We start from the raw sequence: 24,460 nt of genomic DNA, 5'->3' as shown, positions 1-24,460 counted from the left end.
CCCACGGGGTGTCCGGGGGGTCGCCGTGGGGAGAGGAGCGGCGTTCGGCGCCGGCGATCGCACGGCGGAGGAGGGAGTTCCCCGCGGGGCGCCGGCGACCGGCGACGGCTCCGCGGCCGGGCGCCCGGCCCCGGCCGTGGGGTCGGTGCCCAGCGGCCGCGTCGCGCTGGGGGCGCGGTGGGGGTGCGGCCGCTGGGCGGTCAGGCCGCCCGTACCTCGCGCTCGGCCGGCGCGGGGGTGATGTGGGCGCACGGGCGGGCGGGGCGGGACTCGCCGCGGCGGGCGAACGGGCGCGGCAGGGAGAGGGTGATGAAGCCCTCCGCCTGCATCGAGGCGAAGCCGATGCGCGGCAGGTCGCGGGCGTTGCGGTAGACCACGAACCGCGGCTCCCAGCGGGGCTGGAACTTCGCGTTGAACTTGTACAGCGACTCGATCTGGAACCAGCGGGACAGGAACACCAGCAGGCCGCGCCAGAGGCGCAGGACCGGGCCGGCGCCCAGCTTCTCGCCGCGGGCCAGGGCCGAGCGGAACATCGCGAAGTTCAGCGAGACGCGCTGGACGCCCAGCTTGGGCGAGGCCTGCAGGGCGGCGACGATCAGCAGCTCGTTCATGCCCGGGTCGGCGGAGCGGTCCCGGCGCATCAGCTCCAGGGACATGCCGTCCGTACCCCACGGAACGAAGTGGATGATCGCCTTCAGGTCGCCGTACGGAGAGTCCGCGGTGTCCTCGTCCACCTTGTGGGCGGTGGCGATCACGGCGTCGCCGTCGGCCGGGTCACCGATCCGGCCCAGGGCCATGGAGAAGCCGCGCTCGGTGTCGGTGCCGCGCCAGTCGGCGGCGGCCCGGCGTATGCGTTCCAGCTCCCCCTCCGAGAGGTCACGGGCGCGCCGGACCCGGGTTTCGTAGCCATTGCGCTCGATACGCTTCACCATCTGGCGCACGTTCCGCATGGCGCGCCCGGAGAGCGAGAAATCCGCGACGTCCACCACCGCCTCGTCACCCAGCTCAAGGGCGTCCAGGCCGGTCTCGCGGGTCCAGACCTCGCCACCGGTCTCGGAGCAGCCCATGACGGCCGGGGTCCAGGAGTGGGCCTTCGCCTCGTCCATGAAGCGCTCGATGGCGCCGGGCCAGGCCTCGACGTCGCCGATCGGGTCGCCACTGGCGAGCATCACGCCGGAGACGACGCGGTAGCAGACGGCGGCCTTGCCGCTGGGGGAGAAGACGACGCCCTTGTCGCGGCGGAGCGCGAAGTGGCCGAGCGAGTCACGGCGGCCGTGCTTCTCCAGCAGGGCGCGCAGCCGCGTCTCGTCGTCCTCGGTGAGCTGCGCCACCGGGTGCTCGGGCCGGAAGGCCAGGTAGATGGTGGTGATCGCGGTCAGCAGACCGAGCGCGCCGAGCGAGTAGCCGACGGTCCAGTCGACACCGCCGGCGTAGCCGACGGGGCCCTCGAAGCCGAAGAGGCCGTAGAGCACGTGCTCCAGACGGTCGCTCAGGCTCGGGCTTCCGATGACCTTTCCGGGGTGGGCGCTGACGATGACCAGGCCGAGCGCGATCGAGCCGGCGCCCATCAGCACGAAGTTGGCCAGCGCCTTCCAGCGGCTGCGGGGGTCCGGCAGGGCCGCGAACTCACCGCGGTGCCGCAGCAGCAGCGCCAGCAGCGCCACGGACAGGACGACGCCGACGACCGAGTGGCGGTAGACGAACTGCGCCACGGCCCCGAGCGGCAGCAGCAGCACGGCGGCGCGCCAGGCGCGGCGCTTGTGGCGCTTGAGCCCGTGGGCGAGGAGCAGCAGCAGGACGCCGACGCTCAGGGAGAGCGCGGCGGACAGCGGCCCGAAGGTGCCGGGCAGCACTTCGGCGACCGCGTGCATCCGGCTGGCGCGGAAGCGGGGGAAGACCCCGGCCGCGATGTCGATCAGACCGATGAGCGTGCAGGCGGTACCGACCAGAGAGGGAACCTTCTCGGGGCGTGGTCCGCGCAGGACCCGACGCAACCGATTCGGAACCTTTCCCGACTTATCCCCATCTACCGTCACAGACATCGCTTCCCGTGGCTCCGCGAGAGATCGTTTTGTCCCTTGGGTCGGAATTCATTTCCCGATCCGGACAATGTGCGCCCTCTAGGACGGCACTTCCGGGACGCGGGTTCACTCGCTGCCGGGAAATTCTCGACCGAAGAAGGCTAGATCGACTCATGGGTCTCACCAGCAACAAGGTTCTGGCGCTGGCCGCCCTCCTGGCGGTGGCGCTGTTCGCCGCCACCGTCTGGCTGTGGCCCAGGCTGTCGCGCGGCGGCTGGCGCCCCGTGCTCGGGCGGATCGGGCTCCTGCTGGCGACGCAGCTGGCGCTGTTCGCCTCGGTCGGCCTGGCCGCCAACAACTACTTCCTCTTCTACGGCTCCTGGGCCGACCTGCTCGGGCAGGAACAGGAGATGGGGGTGGTGGTCGACCATTCGGCCGGCAGCAAGGACATCAAGGTCGTCTCCACGCAGAAACTGGACGTGCCCGGCGGTGGCCGGCCGGCGACCGGCGGCCAGATCCAGAAGGTCGTCATCGCCGGCGAGAAGTCCAAGATCACCAGTCCGGCGTACGTGTACCTGCCGCCGGAGTACTTCCAGCCGGAGTTCGCGAAGAAGACCTTCCCCGCGTCGGTCGTGCTCACCGGATACCCGGGTACGGCGGAGAATCTCCTCAAGGGGCTGAAGTACCCCCGCACGGCCTACGAGCAGGCCAAGAACAAGAAGATGCAGCCGATGATCCTGGTGATGATGCGGCCGACCGTCGCACCGCCGAGGGACACCGAGTGCGTCGACGTCCCGGGCGGCCCGCAGTCCGAGACGTACTTCGCCAAGGACCTCCCCAAGGCCGTCTCCGAGACGTACCGGGTCGGCACCCACCCGCGGAACTGGGGCTTCATCGGCAACTCGACCGGCGGCTACTGCGCCCTGAAGATCGCCATGCACCACCCGGAGCAGTACGCGGCGGGCGCGGGCCTGTCCGCGTACTACAAGGCCGCCGAGGACGTGACCACCGGCGACCTCTTCCACGGCGACCGGAAGGCGCGGCAGCGGGCCAACCTGCTGTGGAGCCTGGACAACCTGCCCATGGGCACGTCGTCCTTCCTGGTCACGACCTCCAGGCAGGGCGAGGGAAACCTCAAGGGCACCCTCGACTTCATCAAGAAGGTGAAGGCCCCCGCCCGGGTCTCCTCCATCACCCTCGACAGCGGCGGGCACAACTTCAACACCTGGAACCGGGAGATCCCGCCCACCCTGGCGTGGATGAGCGGCCGGCTCAGCGCCGCGTGACGCCCCGGCCGACCGTCTCCAGGTCGACCTCGGCGCGCGCGATGTCCTGAGCGTCCGCGTCGATCGAGCGGCGCAGCGCCTCGTGGAGCCGGTCGGGCGTCAGTACGCCGAGGAAGCGGCCCCGGTCCTCCCCGTCGGTCACGGCGATCCAGCCCGCGTCGTGCTGGAGCATGGTCGCGAACGCCTGCTTGAGCGAGGCGCCGACGGGCAGCCGGGCGTCCATGCGCCGGACGTGGTCCCGTACGGAGCCCTTGCCGAGACCGGCTCGCTCCGCCGGGATCCAGCCGTGCGGCCGGCCCTCCCCGTCCAGTACGACGGCCCAGCGCGAGCCGAGCCCCCCGGGCAGCGGCAGCGGGTCGTCCAGGTGGACGACCGGCGGCTGCTCCAGGTCGCCTTCCTCGATGGGAGTCACCGACAGCCGCTTCAGGCCCCGGTCCGCACCGACGAAGTCGGCCACGTACGGGGTGGCGGGGGCGCCCAGCACGGTGGCCGGGGCGTCCAGTTGCTCGATCCTGCCCTGCCCGTAGACGGCGATGCGGTCCCCGAGCCGCACCGCCTCCTCCATGTCGTGCGTGACGAACAGCACCGTCTTGCGCACCTGCGACTGGAGCTTGAGGAACTCGCTCTGCAGGTGCTCGCGGACGACCGGGTCGACCGCGCCGAACGGCTCGTCCATGAGCAGCACCGGCGGGTCGGCCGCCAGCGCGCGGGCCACACCGACGCGCTGGCGCTGGCCGCCGGAGAGCTGCTCGGGGTAGCGGTGGCCGTGGACCGAAGGGTCGAGGCCGACAAGGTCGAGGAGTTCGGCCGCGCGGGCGTGGGCCGCGGCCCGCTTCACACCCAGCAGGTGGGGCACGGTGGCGGTGTTCTCCAGGACCGTCTTGTGCGGGAAGAGGCCCACCTGCTGGATGACGTAGCCGATCCGGCGGCGCAGGCGTACGGGGTCGGCTTCCGCGATGTCCTGCCCGTCGACGAATATCCGGCCCTCGGACGGCTCGATCAGCCGGTTGACCATCTTCATCGTGGTGGTCTTGCCACAGCCGGACGGCCCGACGAGCGTGACCAGTTCACCCTCGGCGACCTCGAAGGACAGGTCGTCGACGGCGGTGGTGCCGTCCGCATACCGCTTCGTGACGTGTTCGAATCGGATCATGGCTTCCCATTCTGGGGGATCGCTTGTGAAGGGCGTGTTGCCGTGGTGTGGCGACCCTCGGTGATTGTCGGCGGCGGGGGTTAGGGTCGAATTCAAGTCGAACGCCGTGTCGAGGGACAACGCTGTCGACATCGGTGTCGTTCCGCGGCGCGGGTCGTAGGGGGAGGTGGGGGAAGTATGAGCGCTCAGGGCTGCCTGGCGGCGAACGACTGGATCTGCGCGGAATACGTCCGCTCCCGCGGCCAGGAGCTCACCGACGCGACGCTTCAGCACATCGGGATCACGGCCGTTTCCGTGCTCATCGGGCTGGCCGTCGCGTTCCCGCTGGCCCTGCTGGTCCGGGCGCGGCCGCGCTTCGCGGGCCCGGTGCTCGGCCTGACGACCGTGCTCTACACGATCCCGTCGCTGGCGATGTTCTCGCTGCTCCTGCCGCTCCTCGGGCTGTCGGCGGCGCTGGTGGTGACCGGCCTGGTGCTGTATTCGCTGACCATCCTCGTCCGGAACATCCTGGCCGGACTGGCCGCGGTGCCCGACGAGGCGCGGGAGGCGGCGCGCGGCATGGGGTACGGCGCCGGACGGCTGCTGTGGGAGGTCGAACTGCCCCTCGCTCTGCCGGCGCTGATGGCCGGCGTCCGGATGGCGACCGTCTCGACCGTCGCGCTGACGACCGTCGGCGCCCTGGTGGACCACGGCGGACTCGGCACCCTCATCACCACCGGACTGAAGAGCTTCTTCAAGGCACAGGTGCTCACCGCCTCCGTGCTGTGCGTCCTGCTGGCGATCGCCGCCGATCTGCTGCTCCTCGGGCTGCAGCGGCTCCTGACGCCGTGGACCCGCGCGGGCGCCGCGCCCGCCCGAATACGTAAGGCGGGCTGAGCGATGGGCGCCGTGGCCGGTGCGTGGACGTGGCTGACGACCGGGGCCAACTGGCAGGGCGAGAGCGGGGTGTGGAACCGGCTGGGCGAGCACCTGTACTTCAGCGGGGTGTGCCTGGCCGTGTCCTGCCTGATCGCACTGCCCCTGGCGTTCTGGCTGGGGCACATCGGAAAGGGCGGCGCGCTCGCCGTCAACCTCTCCAACGTGGGCCGGGCGGTGCCCACGCTGGCGGTGCTGGTGCTGCTGACACTCACCCCGCTGGGCAGGCAGGGCCATCTGCCGACGATCGTCGCGCTGGTGCTGTTCGCCGTGCCTCCCCTGCTGACGAACGCCTATCTGGGCATGCGGGAGGTGGACCGGTCGGTCGTGGAGGCGGCGCGGGGGATGGGCATGTCGGGCGGGCAGCTGTTCCGCAGGGTCGAACTGCCCCTCGCCTACCCGATGGTGATGACGGGCGTGCGCTCGGCGACGGTCCAGGTCATCGCGACCGCGACCCTCGCCGCGATGGCGGGCGAGGGTGGTCTCGGCCGGATCATCACCGCCGGCTTCAACACCTACAACACCCCTCAGGTCGTGGCGGGAGCGCTGATCGTGGGGGTGCTGGCGCTGGCGGTCGAAGGCGCGCTGGCGGTGGCGGCCCGGCTCTGCGACCCGGGTCGGCGCAGGCCCGCCCCCGATCCGGCCCGCAACCCGCCCCCCGAACAGAAGACTCCCGGACCCAGGACACGGAAGACGTGGTGATCGTGATGAGCAGGACCTCGCGCAGGGCGGGTGCGGTAGTGGGTGTGCTGGCCGTGGCCGGCGGTCTCGCCGCGTGCGGCGGCGAAAGTCTGGAGCAGAAGGGCGGCGGTGGCGGCGCGCCGGCAGGCGGTGGCGCGAAGGGCACCCTGGTCGTCGGATCCGCGGGCTTCACGGAGGCCAATGTGCTGGCGGAGCTGTACGCACAGGTGCTGCGCGACGCCGGATACGGCACTTCCGTCAAGACCGTGGAGAACCGGGAGCTGTACGAACCGTCTCTGGAGAAGGGCGAGATCGACGTCGTACCGGAATATGCGGCTACGCTTGCGGAATTCCTGAACGCGAAGGTGAACGGATCGAAGGCGCCCACCGAAAAGCCGGTCGCTTCCAGCGATGTGACCGCCACGGTCGCGGCCCTGGAGAAGCTGGCCGGCCCGCGTGGACTGAAGGTGCTCCCGGCCGGAGAGGCGGTCGATCAGAACGCGTTCGCGGTGACCGCCGAATTCGCCGCGAAGAACAACCTCAGGACTCTTTCCGACCTGGGCGCCTCGAAGCTGAAGGTGAGGATCGCCGCCGGTGACGAGTGCGAGATCCGGCCGTTCTGCGCACCGGGTCTGAAGAAGACCTACGGCATCGACGTCGCGGGCATCGACCCCAAGGGCGTCGGGACGCCGCAGGCCAAGCAGGCGGTGAAGGACGGCATCGACCAGCTCGTGCTGACGACCACGACCGACGCCACGCTGGACAACTTCGGACTGGTGCTGCTGGCGGACGACAAGAAGCTGCAGAACGCCGACAATGTGCTGCCGGTCGTCAATGCGAAGGACGCGGGTTCGGCGGAGATCGCGGCCGCTCTGAACAAGATCACCGAGGTTCTCACCACGGCCGATCTCACCGAGTTGAACAGGAAGGTCGACGCCGAGCGGGCAAAGCCGGCCGACGCGGCGAAGGCTTACCTGGAGTCCAAGGGTCTGATCAAGAAGTAAGCCTCGCGGAGGGGGAGTCGGCCGTCGGCATCACAGTGGCAAAACATTGCCGGGCCGACACCCCACAGGGCACCTACGCACGGTAAATTTCAGGCCATGCCACGTGGACGCCACCGCCATTCCCCACCCTTGCACCGGCTTCTGCCGCCCTCCGCGGTCGCCGGAGCGGCCGTCCTCTGCGCCGGAGGCGCCTGGCTCCTCGCGGATCCGCTGGTCCTGCGCGTCCTGACCGCCGCCGCTGCCGCCGCCGCGGTCACCGGCTCGGTCATGATGCGCAGTTGGGACCGCGCGGCGGGCCGCCGCGTCGCCGAGCTGACCCGGGCCCGGGCCGGCGACCAGTGGAAGACCGAGGAGCGGATAGCCGAGCTGGAGACCGACATCGAGGAGTCCCGCGAGCTGCGTGCCAAGCTCGACGCCAAACTGCGCGCCAAGCGCGTGGAACTGGCCGGGCTGCGCAGCGAGCACGCCGAGCTGCTGCGCCGGTACGCCACGGCGGAGACCGAGCGGGCGAGCGCGCTGGAGGGCCGCCGGCAGCTGGCCCTGGAGGCCGCGACCCCGGCCAAGGAGCTGCCCGCCGCGGGCGGCACGCCCACACCGGCGGCCTACGCCCGGGCGGCCAGGGCGCTGGAGAACCTCACGCGCAACGCCGCCGCCCAGGAGGCCAGGCGCACCACGGAGGAGGCGCGCCGCCGGGATCTGGCCGAGCGCGCCCGGGAGGCGGACGAGCCACAGGGGAAGCACGCGGCGGCCGCCGGGACCGCGCGGCAGGAGCGCCCGTCGTCCGCCACCCTCGCGCGGCGCCCGGTCCCCGCGGCGGCCGCGATCGTCCCGTACACCGCACAGCGCCGCCCGGCCCCCCGGCTGGAGGGCGGGTTCGACTTCTTTGGCACGCAGAGCGCGCAGAGCACGCAAAGTGCGCAGAGCGGGCCGGGCACCCAGAGCGTGTCGAGCACCGGCAAGAAGGCGGTGGCCGCCATCGAGGCCGTGCAGAACGAGGACTTGGCGGACGTGGTGGGCGAGGAGGCCCTCGCCGCGCACCGGAAGACCGGCCCGTCCCCGGAGCGCGCCGTCGGTCAGGTCATCGACCTGACCGCGCACGACGAGACCGAGCAGCTGGACATGGCGCAGCTGCGCGACGCGGTCTCCTGAAGCGCGGTGTCGTCGGCGGCTACTTGTCGATGTCGCCGACGACGAAGAAGAACGAGCCCAGGATCGCCACCATGTCGGCGACCAGGGTGCCGGGCAGCAGCTCCGTGAGGGCCTGGATGTTGTTGTACGACGCCGAGCGGAGCTTGAGCCGGTACGGCGTCTTCTCGCCCTTGGAGACCAGGTAGTAGCCGTTGATGCCGAGGGGGTTCTCGGTCCAGGCGTAGGTGTGGCCCTCAGGTGCCTTCAGGACCTTCGGCAGCCGCTGGTTGATCGGACCGGGCGGCAGCTCGGCGATCCGGTCGAGGCAGGCGTCGGCGAGGTCCAGCGCGTTGTGCGTCTGCGCCAGCAGCACCTCGAAGCGGGCCAGGCAGTCGCCGTCGTCCCGGGTGACGACCTCCAGTGTGTCCTGGAGCTCGCCGTAGGCGAGGTACGGCTCGTCGCGGCGCAGGTCGAAGTCGACGCCGGACGCCCGGGCGATCGGCCCGCTCACGCCGTACGCGTGCACGATCTCCGGCGACAGGACGCCGACGCCCCTGGTGCGGCCGCGGAAGATCTCGTTGCCGAGGACGAGACGGTCGTACACGTCCATGCGGGAGCGGACCTCCGCCACGGCGGCCCGGGTCCGGCCGAGCCAGCCGGCCGGAAGGTCCTCCTTCAGGCCGCCGACCCGGTTGAACATGTAGTGCATCCGGCCGCCGGAGACCTCCTCCATCACGTGCTGGAGATCCTCCCGCTCCCGGAAGGCGTGGAAGATCGGGGTGATCCCGCCCAGTTCGAGGGGGTAGGAGCCGAGGAACATCAGATGGTTGAGGACCCGGTTCAGCTCGGCGAGGAGCGTACGCGTCCACACGGCCCGCTCCGGGACCTCCATGCCGAGCATCCGCTCGACGGCCATGACGACGCCCAGTTCGTTGGAGAACGCCGACAGCCAGTCGTGCCGGTTGGCCAGCATGATGATCTGGCGGTAGTCCCGCGCCTCGAACAGCTTCTCCGCGCCGCGGTGCATGTAGCCCACGACCGGCTCGGCGTGCTGGATCAGCTCACCGTCCAGCACCAGCCGGAGACGGAGGACACCATGGGTGGACGGGTGCTGAGGGCCGATGTTCAGCACCATGTCGGTGCTCTCCGCGGCACCGCCGACGCCGACCGTGGTCTCCATGGGCTGCCTCGTCTCCCTCGCCGTCATGGCGGACAGTATCCCTCGCCGGGCACCCGCTGGAGCAGCCAGGTGAAGTCCCCGAGTCCGCCCCGGGCGGTCAGCTCGGCCGCCTCACCGGCGACGGCGAGAGCGCGTACGTACGCCGCGGGGTCGCTCGACGCCAGGGCGAGCGGCGGCCGGGCGCCGTCCACCCCGAGCCGCCGCAGCACCTCCCGCTGGGACAGCAGCTCGGCACCGCCGCCCGGGTACCACGGCAGACCGGTGCCCTCACCGTCGGCACCGCCGGCGGGTGCCCCGGCCGCCCCTCCCGCCTCCGTGCCCGCCCCTCCCGGCTCCGCGTCCGGTCTCCGCGCGGCCCGCGCCCCGGCGGGGCGGGCGGCCGGAGCCTCAGGACCGGGGGCGGTGGCCCGTCCGCCGGGGGCGGGCGCGGGCTGCCGGTCCGTGGGACCGGAAGGGGGTCCCGGCGTCCGGGCGGCGGCGCGGGCGCCCGCGTCCGCGCAGGCGTCCAGGGCGACGTGTGCGGTGATGTCGCAGCTGCCGTCCGGCGCCGGCGGCACCTCGCGCCCGGCGCGGAAGCCGGTCAGCGTGCCGAACGGTGGCCGGGCCTCCCGCCGGTGCGCGTAGTCGACCGCCACCGCGAGGCCCGCCGACAGCGACGCCACCGCCCGCGCCCACGCCTCGTCGCGCGGGCGGCCGATCTCCGCCCGCTCGCCCGGCTCCCGCAGGGGCCACCAGCGGGCCAGCCACACCGCGTCGGCCCCCGCCACGGGCGGGCCCAGCCGCTCGGTGCCGTCCGCGCGGACCTCGACGTACCGGGGCGTGCCCGACTCGTCGGCCTGTGCCACCTCCACCGGGACGTTGTCCAGCCACTCGTTCGCGAAGAGCAGTCCGCGCACCCCCGCCGGGGGCCGCTCCAGCCACGCCACGCGCGGGTCCAGCCCGGCCGGCCGGGGGGCGCGCTCCACGGCGTGCGCCCGTACGCGAAGACCGGCCGGAGCCGCCGCGAGGACCCCCGTCAACAGCTCACCGCGACCCGCCCCCACATCCACCAGCGCGACCTCGTCCGTGCCGAGGTCGTTCGCGACCCGCGTCAGCAGGCGGGCCACCGCGGAGGCGAACAGCGGGGAGGCGTGCACGGACGTGCGGAAGTGGCCGGCCGGGCCCTCGGGCCGCAGGTAGAAGCCGCCGGGCCCGTACAGCGCCGCCTCCGCGGCGGCCCGCCAGCCGGTCCAGCCGTCGCCCCCGGCCCCGGCGGAAGCGGACGGCGGGCCGTCTCCCGGCGCGCCGTGTTGACACGTCTCATCCGTCACGGGCACCAGTCTCCACCTTCCGGAGTAGCTTCCCGTGCCACGGATCGGACCTCCGGTTGACCCCTGCACCTATCGGGTTTCCCTACGCTGGGTTACGTGCAGCGCCTCTACGACTTCATCCGCAGACACCCCACGGGCGTCGACAGCTTCTGGGCTGTGATGCTCTTCGGGTTCGCGATGCTGTGGGTGGCCCAGGATCCGGAAGGCGCCGAGCCCCGCCTCGCGGCCGCCGTGATCGTCCTCCTCCTCTGCCTCGCCATCGCGCTGCGCCGCCGCGCGCCCGAGAAGATGCTGGTGCTCGTCGCCGCGATCGGCGTGGCCCAACTGGCACTGGGGATCGATCCCAACGTCGCGGACTTCGCGATGCTGGTGGTGATCTACACGGTCGCCGCGCACGACGGCCCCCGCTGGGCCTCGCGGCTCGCGCTGGTCGGCGGGTTGTCCGCGGCGCCGCTGTCGCAGTTGCGCTGGCCGGAGGAGAACATCTCCATGCCCGGCAAGATCTTCTTCACCGTCGTGATGACGGTGCCGTTCGTCCTCGCCTGGGTCCTCGGCGACTCGATCCGCACCCGCCGCGCGTACTTCGCGCAACTGGAGGAGCGTGCCTCCCGGCTGGAGAAGGAGCGCGAGGCGCAGGCCAAGGTCGCCGTCGCCGCCGAACGCGCCCGTATCGCCCGCGAACTGCACGACGTCGTCGCCCACAACGTCTCGGTCATGGTGGTCCAGGCCGACGGCGCCGCGTACGTCCTGGACTCCTCGCCCGACCAGGCCAAGCAGGCCCTGGAGACCATCTCGACCACCGGTCGCCAGGCCCTCGCCGAGATGCGCCGGCTCCTCGGCATCCTGCGAACCGGCGAGCACCAGGAGGCCGGCGAGTACGTGCCGCAGCCCGACGTCCAGCAGATCGAGGAACTGGTCGAACAGGTCCGCACCGCCGGCCTGACCGTCGACTTCAGGATCGAAGGCACCCCGCGCCCCCTGCCGAGGGGCGTCGAGCTCACCGCCTACCGCATCGTCCAGGAGGCGCTGACCAACACCCGCAAGCACGGCGGACCGAACGCCGGGGCGAGTGTGCGGGTGGTCTACTTCGACGACGGAATCGGCCTGCTGGTCGAGGACGACGGCCGGGGAGCGGCGCACGAGCTGTACGAGGACGGCGGAGCCGACGGGCAGGGCCACGGACTGATCGGCATGCGCGAGCGCGTCGGTATGGTCGGCGGCACCCTCGACGCGGGGCCGCGCCCGGGCGGCGGCTTCCGGATCAGCGCCCTGCTTCCCCTCAAGCCCGCCCACTGAACCGAAGGACCCCTTATGCCGATCCGCGTGATGCTCGTCGACGACCAGGTGCTGCTGCGCACCGGCTTCCGCATGGTGCTCGCCGCCCAGCCGGACATGGAGGTCGTGGCCGAGGCGGGCGACGGGGCCGAGGCCATCGAGACCCTGCGGTCCACCGCCGTGGACGTGGTGCTGATGGACGTCCGGATGCCGAGGCTCGACGGCGTCGAGGCGACCCGGCGCATCTGCGGCCGGCCCGACGCGCCCAAGGTCCTCATCCTCACCACCTTCGACCTGGACGAGTACGCCTTCTCCGGGCTCAAGGCGGGCGCCAGCGGCTTCATGCTCAAGGATGTGCCGCCCGGCGAACTGCTGGGCGCGATCCGCTCGGTGCACAGCGGCGACGCGGTCGTCGCGCCGTCCACCACCCGGCGCCTGCTGGACCGTTTCTCCCCGATGCTGCCGTCCACCGGCAAGGAGCCCGGGAACGCGGCCCTGGAGAAGCTGACGGACCGTGAGCGCGAGGTCATGATGCTGGTCGCCCAGGGTCTGTCGAACGGCGAGATCGCCGCCCGGCTCGTGCTCTCCGAGGCCACGGTCAAGACCCACGTCGGCCGCATCCTCACCAAGCTGTCCCTGCGCGATCGCGTCCAGGTGGTGGTGCTGGCCTACGAGACGGGCCTGGTGCGTGCCGGCGGCGGCGCGGCGGGCTGACCCGTGCTGCTGTGGATCAACGGTCCCTTCGGCGGGGGCAAGACACAGACCGCGTACGAGCTGCACCGGCGGCTGCCCGGCAGCGTGGTGTGCGACCCCGAGCACGTGGGCTTCGGACTGCACCGGATGACGCCGCCCGCGCTCCGGGGGGACTTCCAGGACCTGCCCGCCTGGCGGCAGGGGGTGTACGAAGTGCTGGACCTCGTGCTGCGGAGGCACGACGGCGGGCCGGTCATCGCGCCCATGACACTGGTCGATCCGGTGTACTTCGAAGAGATCATCGGCAGGCTCGGGGCACGGGGTCACGACGTCCGCCACTTCGCGCTGCTCGCCGAGCGCGCGACCGTACTGCGGCGGCTGACCGAGCGGGGACTCGGTCGCGGGCTCAAGCGGGAGAGCTTCGCCGTGGCCGGACTGGACCTGTGCCTGGAGAGGCTGTCCGCACCCGCTTTCGGGGAGCACATCCGTACGGACCGGCTGACCGTGCCCCAGGTCGCGGACCGGGTGGCGGCCTCGGCGGGGCTGCGCCTCCGGCCGAACACGGACGGGCAACTGCGGCACCGGCTGCGACGCATCGGCGTGGGCCTCCGGCACATCCGCTTCGACTAGGGCGTGTTTCGCAAGGAGCGTCGTCCGCCCGGAGGGCGGGGCCCCTGTCAGACGGGACTCTCGGAACACGCCCCTGGAACGCGCCCGCCGGAGTGGCGGCGGCCCCGGCCCGCGGGGCGGCTCCGCCGGCATGCGGTGCCCCGGGTTCCTTCCGGTGCCCGAAGGGCTACGGAGACATGGAGGACCGGCGGCGACGGCACGGCTCCCACCCCGGCGAGCCCCGGGGGTTGCGCACTCGGCCCTCGTCGGGCGGACGGGCCCGCGCGGACCGGTCCGCAGCCCCACCGGCCGGCCCGCTACGCGCCGCGACCGCTCAGCGCAGCACCGTCTCCAGGAAGTCGCTGCCGATCCGGGCGACCGCCGCCACGTCCAGCTGGTGCAGGACGTACCGGCCGCGGCGCCGCGTCGTGATCAGCTGTGCCTTCTTCAGGACCGCCAGGTGGCGCGAGACCTCGGGCGAGGTGATGCCGTACGCGTCCGCCAGCTCTCCCGTCGTGTACGCGGCGCGCGCCAGCTGTCGGCACAGGCGCATCCGCATCGGGTGGGCCAGCGCGTCCATCCGCCGCTGGAGGAGCTCGACGGAGGCCGGACCGGACAGCTCCGGGTCGCCCACCGGGTAATGGACGACGGGCCGCCAGCCGGGGGCGTGCAGGACCCACAGGTGGGGCCAGCCGAAGCTGGAGGGCACGAACGACACCCCGGTGCCCGCCGGGCCCGCCGCGGTGGCGGTCGTCCGCCCGTCCGTCAGCTTGTCCACCTCGATGCGCTGCCCGCCGCCCTCCTCGCCGAGCGTCACGGCGGGCGACACCGCGCGCAGCGTCTCGGCGAGGCCCTTGCGGCGCAGCAACTCGGTCTTGTGCCGGGCGTCGGCGGCCAGCCGCGGCTGGACCCGGCGCCAGGTGTCGGCGAAGAACGCCTCGTCGCAGTCCTCGAACAGCCTGCGCAGCCAGGTGCGCACACGCGCCGGGTCGTCGAGCAGCCTGCGGGTGAACTCCAGCTGCTTGGGCCCCCGGTTGGCGGCGAGCTCCAGGGCGCGCTCGGGCCGGACCGGGACGCCGGTGGCGTACTGGGAGCAGGTGAACTCCAGCGCGGCGGTGATGAACCGCTCCTCGTCCAGCCGGTCCATCATGTCCAGTTCCTCGGCGAGCGTGGCGCCGGTGCGGCCGTCGCCGTCCCTGATGCCGGCGAAGGGCATCAGCACGTCGGAGAACGCGGTCGTCCACAGGAAGTTCGCCTCGTGCAGCCGGTCGGCCAGGTCCGGCTTGAGGCCGGCCGCGGTGGCGGTCGCCCAGCCGTGCAGTCCGGGGTGGTGCCCGGGTTCGGACAGGGCGTGCAGTGCCACGCCCAGCTCGGCGAGGGGCGAGATGTCGAAGACGATGCGCTCGGCGGGCAGGCCGGTGATGTCGATGGTCACGGTCACGCACCCCATGGTGAGGGGTGCCGGTCGGGTCCTCGCGCCGATTGACGGGCCTCGTCAATCGGCGCGGCGCCGCCCGCCCGGCGGGCGCAGCCTGGCGTAATGAACGCCCTGCAGCAGCACATGATCGACCTGTACCGTTCGGCCCAGCACGGCCGGCCGCTCCCGCCTCCCCCGGGCCGCGACGACCGCGACGTCCTGGCCGCGGTCCTCGGCCGCCGCCGCTCCACCACGTCCGCGACGGGACGTCTCGCGCGCCGCCGGGCCCGCCGGGCGAAGTAGCGCCGAGGCCCGTGTTCGCCGGGCGCAGCAGCCCGCCGGGGCCTGTCCAGGGCCCGCGGACCGGCTCGTTCGCACCGGGGCGGACCCCTCTGTGCCCACAGGCTGTGGACAGGGACAGGACTCCCCGTAACGCTGGCGTAGCATGACGAGAAATCGTCCGGTACCCCCCGCGGACTGGAACGGAAGGCCGTCGCCGCGTGAACGCAATCGAACACCGCCCCGCCCGGCTCACCGTCGGCGTCGTAGGCGCCGGACGGGTCGGGCCCGCCCTCGCCGCATCCCTGCGGCTCGCCGGGCACCGCCCCGTCGCCGCGTCCGGGGTGTCCGACGCGTCCCTGCGCCGCGCCGCCGAGCTGCTCCCCGGCGTCCCCGTGGTCCCGCCCGCGCAGGTGCTGGAGCGCGCCGAGCTTGTCCTGCTGACCGTCCCCGACGACGCCCTGCCGGGCCTGGTCGAAGGCCTCGCGGAGACCGGGGCGGTGCGCCCCGGCCAGCTCCTGGTGCACACCTCGGGCCGGTACGGCGTGGGGGTGCTCGACCCGGCCCGCCGCGCCGGCGCCCTCCCGCTCGCCCTGCACCCCGCCATGACGTTCACCGGCACCGCCGTCGACGTCCAGCGGCTGGCCGGCTGCTCCTTCGGGGTCACCGCCCCCGAGGAACTGCGGCTGGCCGCGGAGGCGCTGGTCATCGAGATGGGCGGCGAGCCCGAGTGGATCGAGGAGTCGGCCCGCCCGCTCTACCACGCGGCCCTCGCCCTGGGCGCGAACCACCTGGTCACCCTGGTCGCCCAGTCGATGGAGCTGCTGCGCACGGCGGGCGTGGCCGCCCCGGACCGGATGCTCGGCCCCCTCCTCGGCGCCGCCCTGGACAACGCGCTGCGGTCGGGCGACGCCGCGCTCACCGGCCCGGTCGCGCGCGGGGACGCCGGGACCGTCGCCGCGCACGTCGCCGAGCTGCGCAAGCACGCCCCCGCCACCGTCGCCGGGTATCTCGCCATGGCGCGTATGACCGCCGACCGGGCACTCGCCCACGGACTGCTGAAGCCGGAGCTCGCCGAGGACCTGCTCGGCGTGCTCGCCGAGGGAGACAAGTGATGGGCCACGCCTTCGAGCTCGTTCCCACCCGCGACGACCTGGAGTACGTCCTGGAGCACCACGCGCCACGCGGCCGCACCGCCGTGGTCATGACCATGGGCGCGCTCCACGACGGCCACGCCACGCTGATCCGCACCGCGCGTGAGCACGTCGGCCGCAAGGGCTTCGTCGTCGTCACCGTCTTCGTCAACCCCCTGCAGTTCGGCGCGGGCGAGGACCTCGACCGCTACCCCCGCACCCTGGAGGCCGACCTCAAGACCGCCGAGCAGGCCGGCGCGGACGTCGTGTTCGCCCCGTCCGCCGACGAGGTCTACCCCGGCGGGGAGCCCCAGGTCCGGATCACGGCCGGCCCCATGGGCGAGCGGCTCGAAGGGGCCTCCCGCCCCGGCCACTTCGACGGCATGCTCACGGTCGTCGCCAAGCTGCTCCACCTGACCCGCCCCGACGTGGCGTTCTTCGGCCAGAAGGACGCCCAGCAGCTGGCGCTGATCCGCCGCATGGCCCGCGACCTGAACTTCCCCACCGAGATCGTCGGTGTCCCCACCGTGCGGGAGCCGGACGGGCTGGCGCTCTCCAGCCGCAACCGCTACCTCTCGCACGCCGAGCGCCGCACCGCCCTCGCCCTGTCGGGCGCGCTGTTCGCCGCCCGCGACCGGCTCGCCGCCCAGCAGGCCCTGCGCGCCCGCGCCGCGACGCTGCCGACGTCGGAGAGCCGCGCGGAGGCGCTGTCCCGGCTCGGCGAGTCCCGGGCGGCGGCCGACGCGCACGCCGTCGCCCAGGCGGGCCCGGGTGTCGCGGACGCGGTTCGGGCGGCGGCCCGCGCGGTACTCGCGGAGGCGGAGAAGGCCGACCCGCCGCTGCGGCTCGACTACCTTGCGCTGGTGGACCCGGCCGACTTCACCGAGGTCCCCGACGACCACACCGGTGAGGCGATCCTCGCCGTCGCCGCGAAGGTCGGCACGACGCGGCTGATCGACAACCTTCCCCTCACCTTCGGAGCCCCCGCATGACCGGCATACGACTCCAGGCGCCCGCTCCCGGCTGGGCCATCGACGCGGACGTGGTCGTGGTCGGCTCGGGCGTCGCCGGGCTGACCGCGGCCCTGCGCTGCACGGCCGCCGGGCTGCGCACCGTGGTCGTCACCAAGGCCCGTCTGGACGACGGCTCCACCCGCTGGGCCCAGGGCGGCATCGCCGCGGCGCTGGGCGAGGGCGACACCCCCGAGCAGCACCTGGACGACACCCTCGTCGCCGGCGCGGGCCTGTGCGACGAGGAGGCCGTGCGGACCCTGGTCACCGAGGGACCGGACGCCGTACGCCGGCTGATCGCCACCGGCGCCCGTTTCGACACCGACGACGCCGGGGCCATCGAGCTCACCCGGGAGGGCGGCCACCACCGGCGCCGCATCGCGCACGCCGGCGGCGACGCCACGGGCGCCGAGATTTCCCGCGCCCTGGTCGACGCGGTCCGCGACAGGGCCGTACGCACCATCGAGAACGCCCTGGTCCTGGATCTGCTGACGGACGCCGACGGCCGTACGGCGGGTGTCACCCTGCACGTCATGGGCGAGGGCCAGCACGACGGCGTCGGCGCCGTCCACGCCCCGGCCGTCGTCCTCGCCACCGGCGGCATGGGCCAGGTCTTCTCCGCGACCACCAACCCCGCGGTCTCCACCGGCGACGGCGTCGCGCTCGCGCTGCGGGCCGGCGCCGAGGTGAGCGACCTGGAGTTCGTGCAGTTCCACCCCACGGTCCTGTTCCTCGGCTCGGACGCCGAGGGCCAGCAGCCGCTGGTCTCCGAGGCGGTACGGGGCGAGGGCGCCCACCTCGTCGACGCCGACGGCGTGCGCTTCATGACCGGACAGCACGAGCTGGCCGAGCTCGCGCCCCGCGACATCGTCGCCAAGGGCATCATGCGCCGGATGCGGGAGCAGGGCACCGAGCACATGTACCTGGACGCCCGGCACTTCGGCGCCGAGATGTGGGCCTCCCGCTTCCCGACGATCCTCGCCGCCTGCCGCGCGCACGGCATCGACCCGGTGACCGAACCCGTCCCGGTCGCGCCCGCCGCCCACTACGCCTCGGGCGGCATCCGCACCGACCTCCACGGCCGCACCACCGTGCCGGGTCTCTACGCGTGCGGAGAGGTGGCCTGCACCGGCGTCCACGGCGCGAACCGGCTGGCGTCCAACTCGCTCCTGGAGGGGCTGGTCTTCGCCGAGCGCATCGCCGACGACATCGCGGCCGCCGCGGCCCGGTCGGACGCGCCGGTGCCCCAACCCGCGCCCGTGCCCCACCCCGCGCCCGTCGTCCTGCCGCTGCTCGACCCGGCGGCCCGCACCCGCATCCAGCAGATCATGACCGCCGGTGCCGGAGTGCTGCGGTCCGCCGAGAGCCTCGCGGAGGCCGCCGAGCGGCTGGACGCCGTGCACGCCGACGCCGCGGCCGGCGCCGAGGAGCGCAAGGCCGCCGAGCCCGGCGTCGAGTCCTGGGAGACCACCAACCTGCTGTGCGTCGCCCGCGTGCTGGTCGCCGCGGCCCGCCGCCGAGAGGAGACCCGCGGCTGCCACTGGCGCGAGGACCACCCCGGCCGCGACGACGCCGCCTGGCGTCGCCATCTCGTCGTCACCCTCACCCCGGACCGGGCCCTGGACGTCCGCAGTACCGAGACCCAAGACTTCCCCCCGATCGCCGCCGACGCCCCCATGGAGCCGTAACCGTGAGCACGCCCGAAGAACGCCCGCAGCCCGTGGACGTACCCCTGATCCAGATCGGTGCCCCCGCCGCCCAGGCGGGCGGCTGCGGCGACGGCTGCGGCTGCGGTGACGAAGAGGTGTACGAGTGCGGGCTCGACCCGGCGCTCGCCGCGCTCCTCGCCGACGCCGGGCTCGACCCCGTCCTCGTCGAGGACGTCGCCTACCGCGCCATCGAGGAGGACCTGGACGGCGGGGTCGACGTGACGACCGCCGCGACCGTCCCCGAGGACGCCGTCGCCACCGCCGACTTCACCGCCCGCGAGGCCGGCACCGTCGCCGGCATCCAGATCGCCGAAGCGGTGCTCTCCGTCGTCTGCACCGAGGCGTTCGAGGTCGAGCGGCACGTCCAGGACGGCGACCGCGTCGAGGCCGGCCAGAAGCTGCTCTCCGTCACCACCCGCACCCGCGACCTGCTGACCGGCGAGCGCAGCGCGCTGAACATCATGTGCCGGCTGTCCGGCATCGCCACCGCCACGCGCGCGTGGGCCGACGCGCTGGAGGGCCACAAGGCCAAGGTCCGCGACACCCGCAAGACCACGCCGGGCCTGCGCGCCCTGGAGAAGTACGCGGTGCGCTGCGGCGGCGGCGTCAACCACCGCATGTCGCTCTCCGACGCGGCCCTGGTCAAGGACAACCACGTGGTCGCCGCGGGGGGCGTGGCCGAGGCGTTCAAGGCCGTGCGCGAGACCTTCCCCGACGTACCGATCGAGGTCGAGGTGGACACCCTCCACCAGGTGCGCGAGGTGCTGGACGCCGGCGCCGACCTGATCCTGCTGGACAACTTCACGCCGGCGGAGACGGAGGAGGCCGTCACGCTCGTCGCCGGCCGCGCGGTCCTGGAGTCCTCCGGCCGTCTGACGCTGGAGAACGCCGCGGCCTACGCGGCGACCGGTGTCGACTACCTCGCGGTGGGCGCCCTGACGCACTCGTCCCCGATCCTCGACATCGGCCTGGACCTGCGAGAGGCGGAGCAGGGCTGATGCTGCTCACGATCGACGTCGGCAACACCCACACCGTCCTCGGCCTCTTCGACGGCGAGGAGATCGTCGAGCACTGGCGCATCTCCACCGACGCCCGCCGCACCGCGGACGAGCTCGCCGTGCTGCTGCAGGGCCTGATGGGCATGCACCCGCTGCTCGGCGACGAACTGGGCGACGGCATCGAGGGCATCGCCATCTGCGCGACGGTCCCGTCGGTCCTGCACGAACTGCGCGAGGTGACCCGGCGGTACTACGGCGACGTGCCCGCCGTCCTGGTCGAGCCCGGCATCAAGACGGGCGTGCCGATCCTCATGGACAACCCCAAGGAGGTCGGCGCGGACCGCATCATCAACGCGGTCGCCGCGGTCGAGCTGTACGGCGGCCCGGCGATCGTCGTCGACTTCGGCACGGCGACGACGTACGACGCGGTCAGCGCCCGCGGCGAGTACACGGGCGGTGTCATCGCCCCGGGCATCGAGATCTCGGTCGAGGCCCTCGGGGTGCGCGGCGCCCAGCTCCGCAAGATCGAGCTGGCCCGCCCGCGCAGCGTGATCGGCAAGAACACGGTCGAGGCGATGCAGTCGGGCATCGTGTACGGCTTCGCCGGCCAGGTCGACGGCGTGGTCCACCGCATGAAGCGCGAGCTGGCCGGCCCCTCGGGCGACCCGTCGGAGGTGACGGTGATCGCCACGGGCGGTCTGGCGCCGATGGTCCTGGGCGAGGCGGAGAGCATCGACGAGCACGAGCCGTGGCTGACCCTGATCGGGCTGCGCCTGGTCTACGAACGCAACGTCTCCCGCATGTGACCCCTGGGGTGGTCCCGGGGTCGCTCGTCGCCGGGCGGCGGCCACCGGGCCTTCGGCTGACGGTGCCCCCGACACTCGTCCACCCCCGGGTGGCCTTGGGACGCTGGTGGCCGGGCAGCGACCACCGGGCCTCCGGCTCACGGTGCCCACGACGCAGGGTCACCCCCGGGTGGTCCCGGGGTCGCTCGTCGCCGGGCGTCGGCCACCGGGCCTCCGGCTGACGGTGCCCCCGACACTCGTCCACCCCCGGGTGGCCTTGGGACGCTGGTGGCCGGGCGTCGGCCACCGGGCCTTCGGCTGACGGTGCCCCCGACACTCGTCCTCCCCCGGGTGGCCTTGGGACGCTGGTGGCCGGGCAGCGACCACCGAGTCTCCGGCTCACGGTGCCCACGACGCAGGGTCACCCCCCGCCGCGCCCACCGGCTCACCGTTAAACAAATTTTGTCCGATTAGCGCGTATTGTCGGTCCATGCCCACGCCATACGGATCCCGCGGCGGCCTGGCGTTCGGCGCAGACGAGCTGCGAGTGCTCCGACGCGCCCTCGCCCACGCCCTCCACCCGACCCCGCTCGACGACGAGGACGTCCAGGACTGTCATCGGCTCGCCGGCTCCGTGGACGAGGCCGTCCGCGAGGCCGGCCGGCTGAGGGCCTTCGTCCTCGCCGACCTGGCCCGCTACCGGGACGCGCTCCCCGGCTCGGCCAGTGGCTATCTGGAGCTCCTCCAGGACGCCCTGGCCGCCGGGTACGACCCGCGCCCCGAGGACCTCGCCGCACTGCGCACGCTTCGCACCTCGCCGGCCGGTGCCGCTCTCCTGGCCCACTGCCACATGCTGGCCGAACGGGCCGTACGGTCCCGGCTCACCGGACCCCGTACCGCCCCGGCCCCGCGCACGCCGCTGCTGGCGCTCCCCGGCGGCCGTGCGGCCGCCGACCGGCCGAAGCCGAAACCCACGCCGGCCAAGCCGACCCCCAGTACCAAGCCGGGCGCCGCTCCGGCGCCGCACGAGCGTCCGGTGCCCAAGCCCTCCGAGGTCTTCCCGCCACGGCGCCGCCCGGCCCCGCCGCCGTCCGAGCAGCGCGCCGCCGGATAGGGCGCGGGCCGGACAGGGCGTGGCCGGTCCGCCCGGCCGGGGAGGGCCTCGCTACCCTGGACGCCATGGACTACGTATCCGCGCTCCTTCCCCCCGTGGTGATGGCCGCCTTCTTCATCGGCGTCGTCGTGACGATCGTCAAGAGCCAGGGCGGTCCCAACAAGGCCAAGGAGGACGCGGCCGTGGACGCGGCGCTCGCCCGCGCCGAGGCCGCCCGTCAGGCGGACGGCACCGCCACCCCCGGCCAGGCCTGACCTCCGGGCGCCGCCGGCGCCGCGCTCCGGCTCGTTCCCGGAACGCACCGAGGACGCACGACAGCCCCTGTCGTGCGTCCTTTTTGCTACGTCAATAGCTGGTCACTCCGGCTTCTCCCACTATGGTGGCAATGTGCCCCGTCAATTGGGAGAGCTCGAAGACGCCGTCATGACTCGCGTCTGGCAATGGAACCGCCCTGTCACCGTCCGGGAAGTCCTCGAGGATCTCCAGCAGGAACGGTCCATCGCCTACACCACGGTCATGACGGTAATGGACAATCTCCATCAGAAGGGCTGGGTGCGACGGGAAGTCGCCGGCCGCGCCTATCGATATACCGCGGTCTCCACCCGTGCCGCCTACTCGGCCGCACTGATGAACGAAGCCTGGTCGAAGAGTGACAACCCCGCGGCCGCTCTCGTCGCCTTCTTCGGCATGATGTCCGCCGAGCAGCGCGAAGCGCTGAACGACGCGGTTCGGATCGTGCAACGCGACACGCCGGAAGATCCCGCGTCCGAAGGGCCGGAAGGAGAACCCGGACGGGAACGCGAAGTCGCACGCCGGGCGGAACCCGAAGTCGAACCCGGCGCCGAACGGGAAGAAGCCGAACCAGAAGCCCGCCGGGGTGCCGACGGCGGGGCCGCCGCAGGGCGATAGCGTCCAGCCATGTCCTCCTCCGCGCTTCCGCCCACGCCGCCCAATCCCGCCGCAAAAGCCGTGACCGTCCGGCGGGCCAGGACCAGCGATGTGCAGGCGGTCCGACGGCTCGTGGATCCCTACGTCACACAAGGCATCCTGCTCGACAAAGCGACCGTGACGCTTTACGAGGACATCCAGGAGTTCTGGGTCGCGGAACGCGACGAGGACGGTGCCGTCGTCGGCTGCGGCGCACTCCATGTGATGTGGGAAGACCTTGCCGAAGTGCGCACTCTCGCGGTCGACCCCCAGTTCAAGGGCGGCGGCGTCGGCCATCAAGTGCTGGACAAGTTGCTGCACACCGCCCGCTGGCTCGGTGTGCGCCGGGTATTCTGCCTGACCTTCGAAGTCGACTTCTTCGCGAAGCACGGCTTCGTCGAGATCGGGGAGACTCCGGTCGACGGAGATGTCTACCGCGAGCTCCTGCGTTCCTATGACGAGGGCGTCGCCGAGTTCCTGGGTCTCGAACGAGTGAAGCCGAACACCTTGGGCAACAGCCGGATGCTTCTGCACCTGTGATTCGCGCCAGCGAACCGGATCCCTATGTCCGAATCGCGCACGTTTCCCGCGTTCTCGCGGATCTGAACCTCTCCCAGGGGTTTGTGTTTTCCAGGGAAAAGCGGTTTCCTTTCCGCGTACTGCATTTTCGATGAAAGGAAATCCGGTGGCACAGAAGGTTCAGGTCCTTCTTGTCGACGACCTCGACGGCGGCGAGGCGGACGAGACCGTGACGTTCGCGCTGGACGGCAAGACCTACGAGATCGACCTCACCACCGCCAACGCGGACAAGCTCCGTGGTCTGCTCGAGCCGTACACCAAGAGCGGGCGCCGCACCGGCGGCCGTGCCGCGGCCGGCCGCGGCAAGGGACGGGTGGCCGCCGGCGGCAGCCCCGACACCGCGAAGATCCGCGCGTGGGCCAAGGAGAACGGTTACAACGTGAACGACCGCGGCCGCGTCCCCGCCGACATCAAGCAGGCCTACGAGGACGCCAACCGCTGAGTGCCCCCGGCACCCAGCAGCCGGACCCGGTGACATTCCGATGCCGCCGCGTCCACGAGCCGTACGAGACCGGGGGCGCCGGCGCCGCCCCCCACGGCCGGCAGGGCCGGGAGCGTCGGCTCCACCTCGCGCCCGGGCTCGGGAGGGCGCAGCCACACGGCGGCGTCGGGCGCACCGGATCCGCTCCATCCTGGGGGAATCGGAGCGGCCATCCGGCCGCCCGGGCCCCAGGCGGCCAGATCCAGGGTGATGCCGCCCCACTCGAGCCAGTCGAGCAGCCCGGGCACTTCCTCCGCGCCGCCCGCGGCCACCAGCATCCGCATCCTGCGCCCCACGAGGGCGACCGGCCATGTGCCGCCCAGTCGCCGCAGCACGGCGAACCCGGCCGCGGCGGGCAGCTCCAGGACGTCGAAGCGGAGCCCGGTGAGCAGCTGTACCGGCGGACCCTCGGTGGTCGCCCAGCCCAGCCGGTGTTCGTACCACCACGTGTACCCGTCCTGCTGCGGCGTGCGTGGCGACGGGAGCTGAACAGGGGCGGTGAAGGCCATACCCCGGGAACTCTTCGAACCCCCTGATGGTTACGCAGTGTCAATCACTGATTGCGCTCCGTATTCAGAATGGGGGCGTGAAGGCGCGCGAAGAGGCGCAAGTGTGTTCGCCCGTAGCTGAGGGAACCGGGGTGCGCCGCATGGAGTGTCAGTCCTTACGGGTAAGACATTCCTAGTGGGGAGGGGCGACACGCAGGATCTGGCGTCTCACGTTCGCCATCGGCGTACTACTGGTGAGGGTAAGTGCCTGGCCTGCGGGAACAT

The 24,460-nt window shown here is 72.7% G+C and carries 25 protein-coding genes; 19 read left to right on the top strand and 6 right to left on the bottom strand.

The genetic code is table 11. The features are described 5' to 3' along the window. Window positions 1-200 precede the first annotated feature (200 nt). Window positions 201-2,042: a phosphatidylglycerol lysyltransferase domain-containing protein gene (locus tag ACY34K_RS28680; RefSeq protein WP_462752220.1), complete on the bottom strand. Its 1,842-nt coding sequence runs from the start codon at window positions 2,040-2,042 to the stop codon at window positions 201-203. A 152-nt stretch (window positions 2,043-2,194) separates the two neighbouring features. On the opposite strand from ACY34K_RS28680, the gene ACY34K_RS28675 reads away from it, so the two are divergent. Continuing rightward, window positions 2,195-3,307 (top strand): alpha/beta hydrolase, encoded by a 1,113-nt coding sequence (locus ACY34K_RS28675; RefSeq protein WP_462752218.1) that lies wholly within the window; start codon window positions 2,195-2,197, stop codon window positions 3,305-3,307. Here the strand turns inward: ACY34K_RS28675 and ACY34K_RS28670 are convergent. Next, a complete protein-coding gene (locus tag ACY34K_RS28670) occupies window positions 3,294-4,460 on the bottom strand; it encodes an ABC transporter ATP-binding protein (protein WP_462752216.1) in 1,167 nt (388 codons plus the stop codon). The two genes, ACY34K_RS28675 and ACY34K_RS28670, sit on opposite strands and share 14 nt — an antisense overlap. 177 nt (window positions 4,461-4,637) lie before the next feature. On the opposite strand from ACY34K_RS28670, the gene ACY34K_RS28665 reads away from it, so the two are divergent. From ACY34K_RS28665 to ACY34K_RS28650, 4 genes are all read left to right on the top strand, one after another. Beyond that, complete coding sequence (locus tag ACY34K_RS28665) at window positions 4,638-5,336, top strand: ABC transporter permease (RefSeq protein WP_462752214.1); 699 nt, start codon at window positions 4,638-4,640, stop codon at window positions 5,334-5,336. A 3-nt stretch (window positions 5,337-5,339) separates the two neighbouring features. Beyond that, window positions 5,340-6,077 carry an ABC transporter permease gene (locus tag ACY34K_RS28660; RefSeq protein ID WP_462752212.1) on the top strand — a complete coding sequence of 246 codons (738 nt, stop codon included), beginning with the start codon at window positions 5,340-5,342 and terminating at the stop codon, window positions 6,075-6,077. 5 nt (window positions 6,078-6,082) lie between these two features. After that, on the top strand, window positions 6,083-7,060 hold the full coding sequence (locus tag ACY34K_RS28655) for an ABC transporter substrate-binding protein (RefSeq protein ID WP_462752210.1): 978 nt from the start codon (window positions 6,083-6,085) through the stop codon (window positions 7,058-7,060). Between the two features lie 96 nt (window positions 7,061-7,156). Further along, on the top strand, window positions 7,157-8,209 hold the full coding sequence (locus ACY34K_RS28650; protein WP_462752208.1) for a hypothetical protein: 1,053 nt from the start codon (window positions 7,157-7,159) through the stop codon (window positions 8,207-8,209). Between the two features lie 19 nt (window positions 8,210-8,228). On the opposite strand, the gene ACY34K_RS28645 is transcribed toward ACY34K_RS28650, so the two are convergent. Both ACY34K_RS28645 and ACY34K_RS28640 read right to left on the bottom strand, forming a co-directional pair. Beyond that, complete coding sequence (locus ACY34K_RS28645) at window positions 8,229-9,395, bottom strand: NADH-quinone oxidoreductase subunit D (protein ID WP_462752206.1); 1,167 nt, start codon at window positions 9,393-9,395, stop codon at window positions 8,229-8,231. After that, on the bottom strand, window positions 9,392-10,678 hold the full coding sequence (locus ACY34K_RS28640; protein WP_462752205.1) for an SAM-dependent methyltransferase: 1,287 nt from the start codon (window positions 10,676-10,678) through the stop codon (window positions 9,392-9,394). Before ACY34K_RS28640 ends, ACY34K_RS28645 begins: the two co-directional genes overlap by 4 nt. A gap of 96 nt (window positions 10,679-10,774) precedes the next feature. Here ACY34K_RS28640 and ACY34K_RS28635 point away from each other — a divergent pair, with 96 nt between their 5' ends. The 3 genes from ACY34K_RS28635 to ACY34K_RS28625 are packed head-to-tail and all read left to right on the top strand — an operon-like array spanning window position 10,775 to window position 13,276. Then, window positions 10,775-11,974: a sensor histidine kinase gene (locus ACY34K_RS28635; RefSeq protein WP_462752203.1), complete on the top strand. Its 1,200-nt coding sequence runs from the start codon at window positions 10,775-10,777 to the stop codon at window positions 11,972-11,974. Between the two features lie 15 nt (window positions 11,975-11,989). After that, window positions 11,990-12,667, top strand: a complete 678-nt coding sequence (locus tag ACY34K_RS28630) for a response regulator transcription factor (RefSeq protein ID WP_462752201.1) — start codon at window positions 11,990-11,992, stop codon at window positions 12,665-12,667. Window positions 12,668-12,670: 3 nt separating this feature from the next. Then, the gene (locus tag ACY34K_RS28625; protein WP_462752199.1) at window positions 12,671-13,276 is read left to right on the top strand and encodes an AAA family ATPase; all 606 of its coding nucleotides are present in this window, start codon (window positions 12,671-12,673) and stop codon (window positions 13,274-13,276) included. 313 nt (window positions 13,277-13,589) lie between these two features. Here the strand turns inward: ACY34K_RS28625 and ACY34K_RS28620 are convergent, their stop codons facing one another. Next, window positions 13,590-14,690 carry a DUF5937 family protein gene (locus ACY34K_RS28620; protein ID WP_462752224.1) on the bottom strand — a complete coding sequence of 367 codons (1,101 nt, stop codon included), beginning with the start codon at window positions 14,688-14,690 and terminating at the stop codon, window positions 13,590-13,592. Between the two features lie 105 nt (window positions 14,691-14,795). On the opposite strand from ACY34K_RS28620, the gene ACY34K_RS28615 reads away from it, so the two are divergent. The 11 genes from ACY34K_RS28615 to ACY34K_RS28565 all read left to right on the top strand — a co-directional run bounded on the left by ACY34K_RS28615 (window position 14,796) and on the right by ACY34K_RS28565 (window position 23,648). Beyond that, window positions 14,796-14,975 carry a hypothetical protein gene (locus ACY34K_RS28615; protein WP_462752197.1) on the top strand — a complete coding sequence of 60 codons (180 nt, stop codon included), beginning with the start codon at window positions 14,796-14,798 and terminating at the stop codon, window positions 14,973-14,975. A gap of 197 nt (window positions 14,976-15,172) precedes the next feature. Then, window positions 15,173-16,066, top strand: a complete 894-nt coding sequence (locus ACY34K_RS28610) for a Rossmann-like and DUF2520 domain-containing protein (protein ID WP_462752195.1) — start codon at window positions 15,173-15,175, stop codon at window positions 16,064-16,066. Beyond that, window positions 16,066-17,076, top strand: a complete 1,011-nt coding sequence (gene panC, locus ACY34K_RS28605; RefSeq protein WP_462752193.1) for a pantoate--beta-alanine ligase — start codon at window positions 16,066-16,068, stop codon at window positions 17,074-17,076. The genes ACY34K_RS28610 and panC overlap by 1 nt, the downstream gene beginning before the upstream one ends. Continuing rightward, window positions 17,073-18,782 carry an L-aspartate oxidase gene (locus ACY34K_RS28600; protein WP_462752192.1) on the top strand — a complete coding sequence of 570 codons (1,710 nt, stop codon included), beginning with the start codon at window positions 17,073-17,075 and terminating at the stop codon, window positions 18,780-18,782. Before panC ends, ACY34K_RS28600 begins: the two co-directional genes overlap by 4 nt. Window positions 18,783-18,784: 2 nt before the next feature. Continuing rightward, entirely contained in the window at window positions 18,785-19,801 is a 1,017-nt protein-coding gene (gene nadC, locus ACY34K_RS28595) for a carboxylating nicotinate-nucleotide diphosphorylase (protein WP_462752190.1), read from the top strand. After that, complete coding sequence (locus tag ACY34K_RS28590) at window positions 19,801-20,607, top strand: type III pantothenate kinase (protein ID WP_462752188.1); 807 nt, start codon at window positions 19,801-19,803, stop codon at window positions 20,605-20,607. The genes nadC and ACY34K_RS28590 overlap by 1 nt, the downstream gene beginning before the upstream one ends. 499 nt (window positions 20,608-21,106) lie before the next feature. Next, window positions 21,107-21,700 carry a hypothetical protein gene (locus ACY34K_RS28585; protein ID WP_462752222.1) on the top strand — a complete coding sequence of 198 codons (594 nt, stop codon included), beginning with the start codon at window positions 21,107-21,109 and terminating at the stop codon, window positions 21,698-21,700. Window positions 21,701-21,765: 65 nt separating this feature from the next. Next, window positions 21,766-21,954, top strand: coding sequence for a hypothetical protein (locus ACY34K_RS28580; RefSeq protein WP_462752186.1), 189 nt, complete (start codon window positions 21,766-21,768; stop codon window positions 21,952-21,954). Between the two features lie 133 nt (window positions 21,955-22,087). Continuing rightward, window positions 22,088-22,609 (top strand): BlaI/MecI/CopY family transcriptional regulator, encoded by a 522-nt coding sequence (locus tag ACY34K_RS28575; protein WP_462752184.1) that lies wholly within the window; start codon window positions 22,088-22,090, stop codon window positions 22,607-22,609. A gap of 9 nt (window positions 22,610-22,618) precedes the next feature. Continuing rightward, entirely contained in the window at window positions 22,619-23,167 is a 549-nt protein-coding gene (locus ACY34K_RS28570) for an amino-acid N-acetyltransferase (protein ID WP_462752183.1), read from the top strand. 145 nt (window positions 23,168-23,312) lie between these two features. After that, window positions 23,313-23,648: a histone-like nucleoid-structuring protein Lsr2 gene (locus ACY34K_RS28565; protein WP_462752181.1), complete on the top strand. Its 336-nt coding sequence runs from the start codon at window positions 23,313-23,315 to the stop codon at window positions 23,646-23,648. On the opposite strand, the gene ACY34K_RS28560 is transcribed toward ACY34K_RS28565, so the two are convergent. Continuing rightward, the gene (locus ACY34K_RS28560) at window positions 23,627-24,196 is read right to left on the bottom strand and encodes an SCO3374 family protein (RefSeq protein ID WP_462752179.1); all 570 of its coding nucleotides are present in this window, start codon (window positions 24,194-24,196) and stop codon (window positions 23,627-23,629) included. The two genes, ACY34K_RS28565 and ACY34K_RS28560, sit on opposite strands and share 22 nt — an antisense overlap. Between the last annotated feature and the right edge of the window lie 264 nt (window positions 24,197-24,460).

The sequence above is a fragment of the Streptomyces sp. STAM6 genome, from assembly GCF_054963715.1.
Note: the sequence above shows the minus strand (reverse complement) of the source record. Positions and strands in the feature narration are given on the sequence as shown.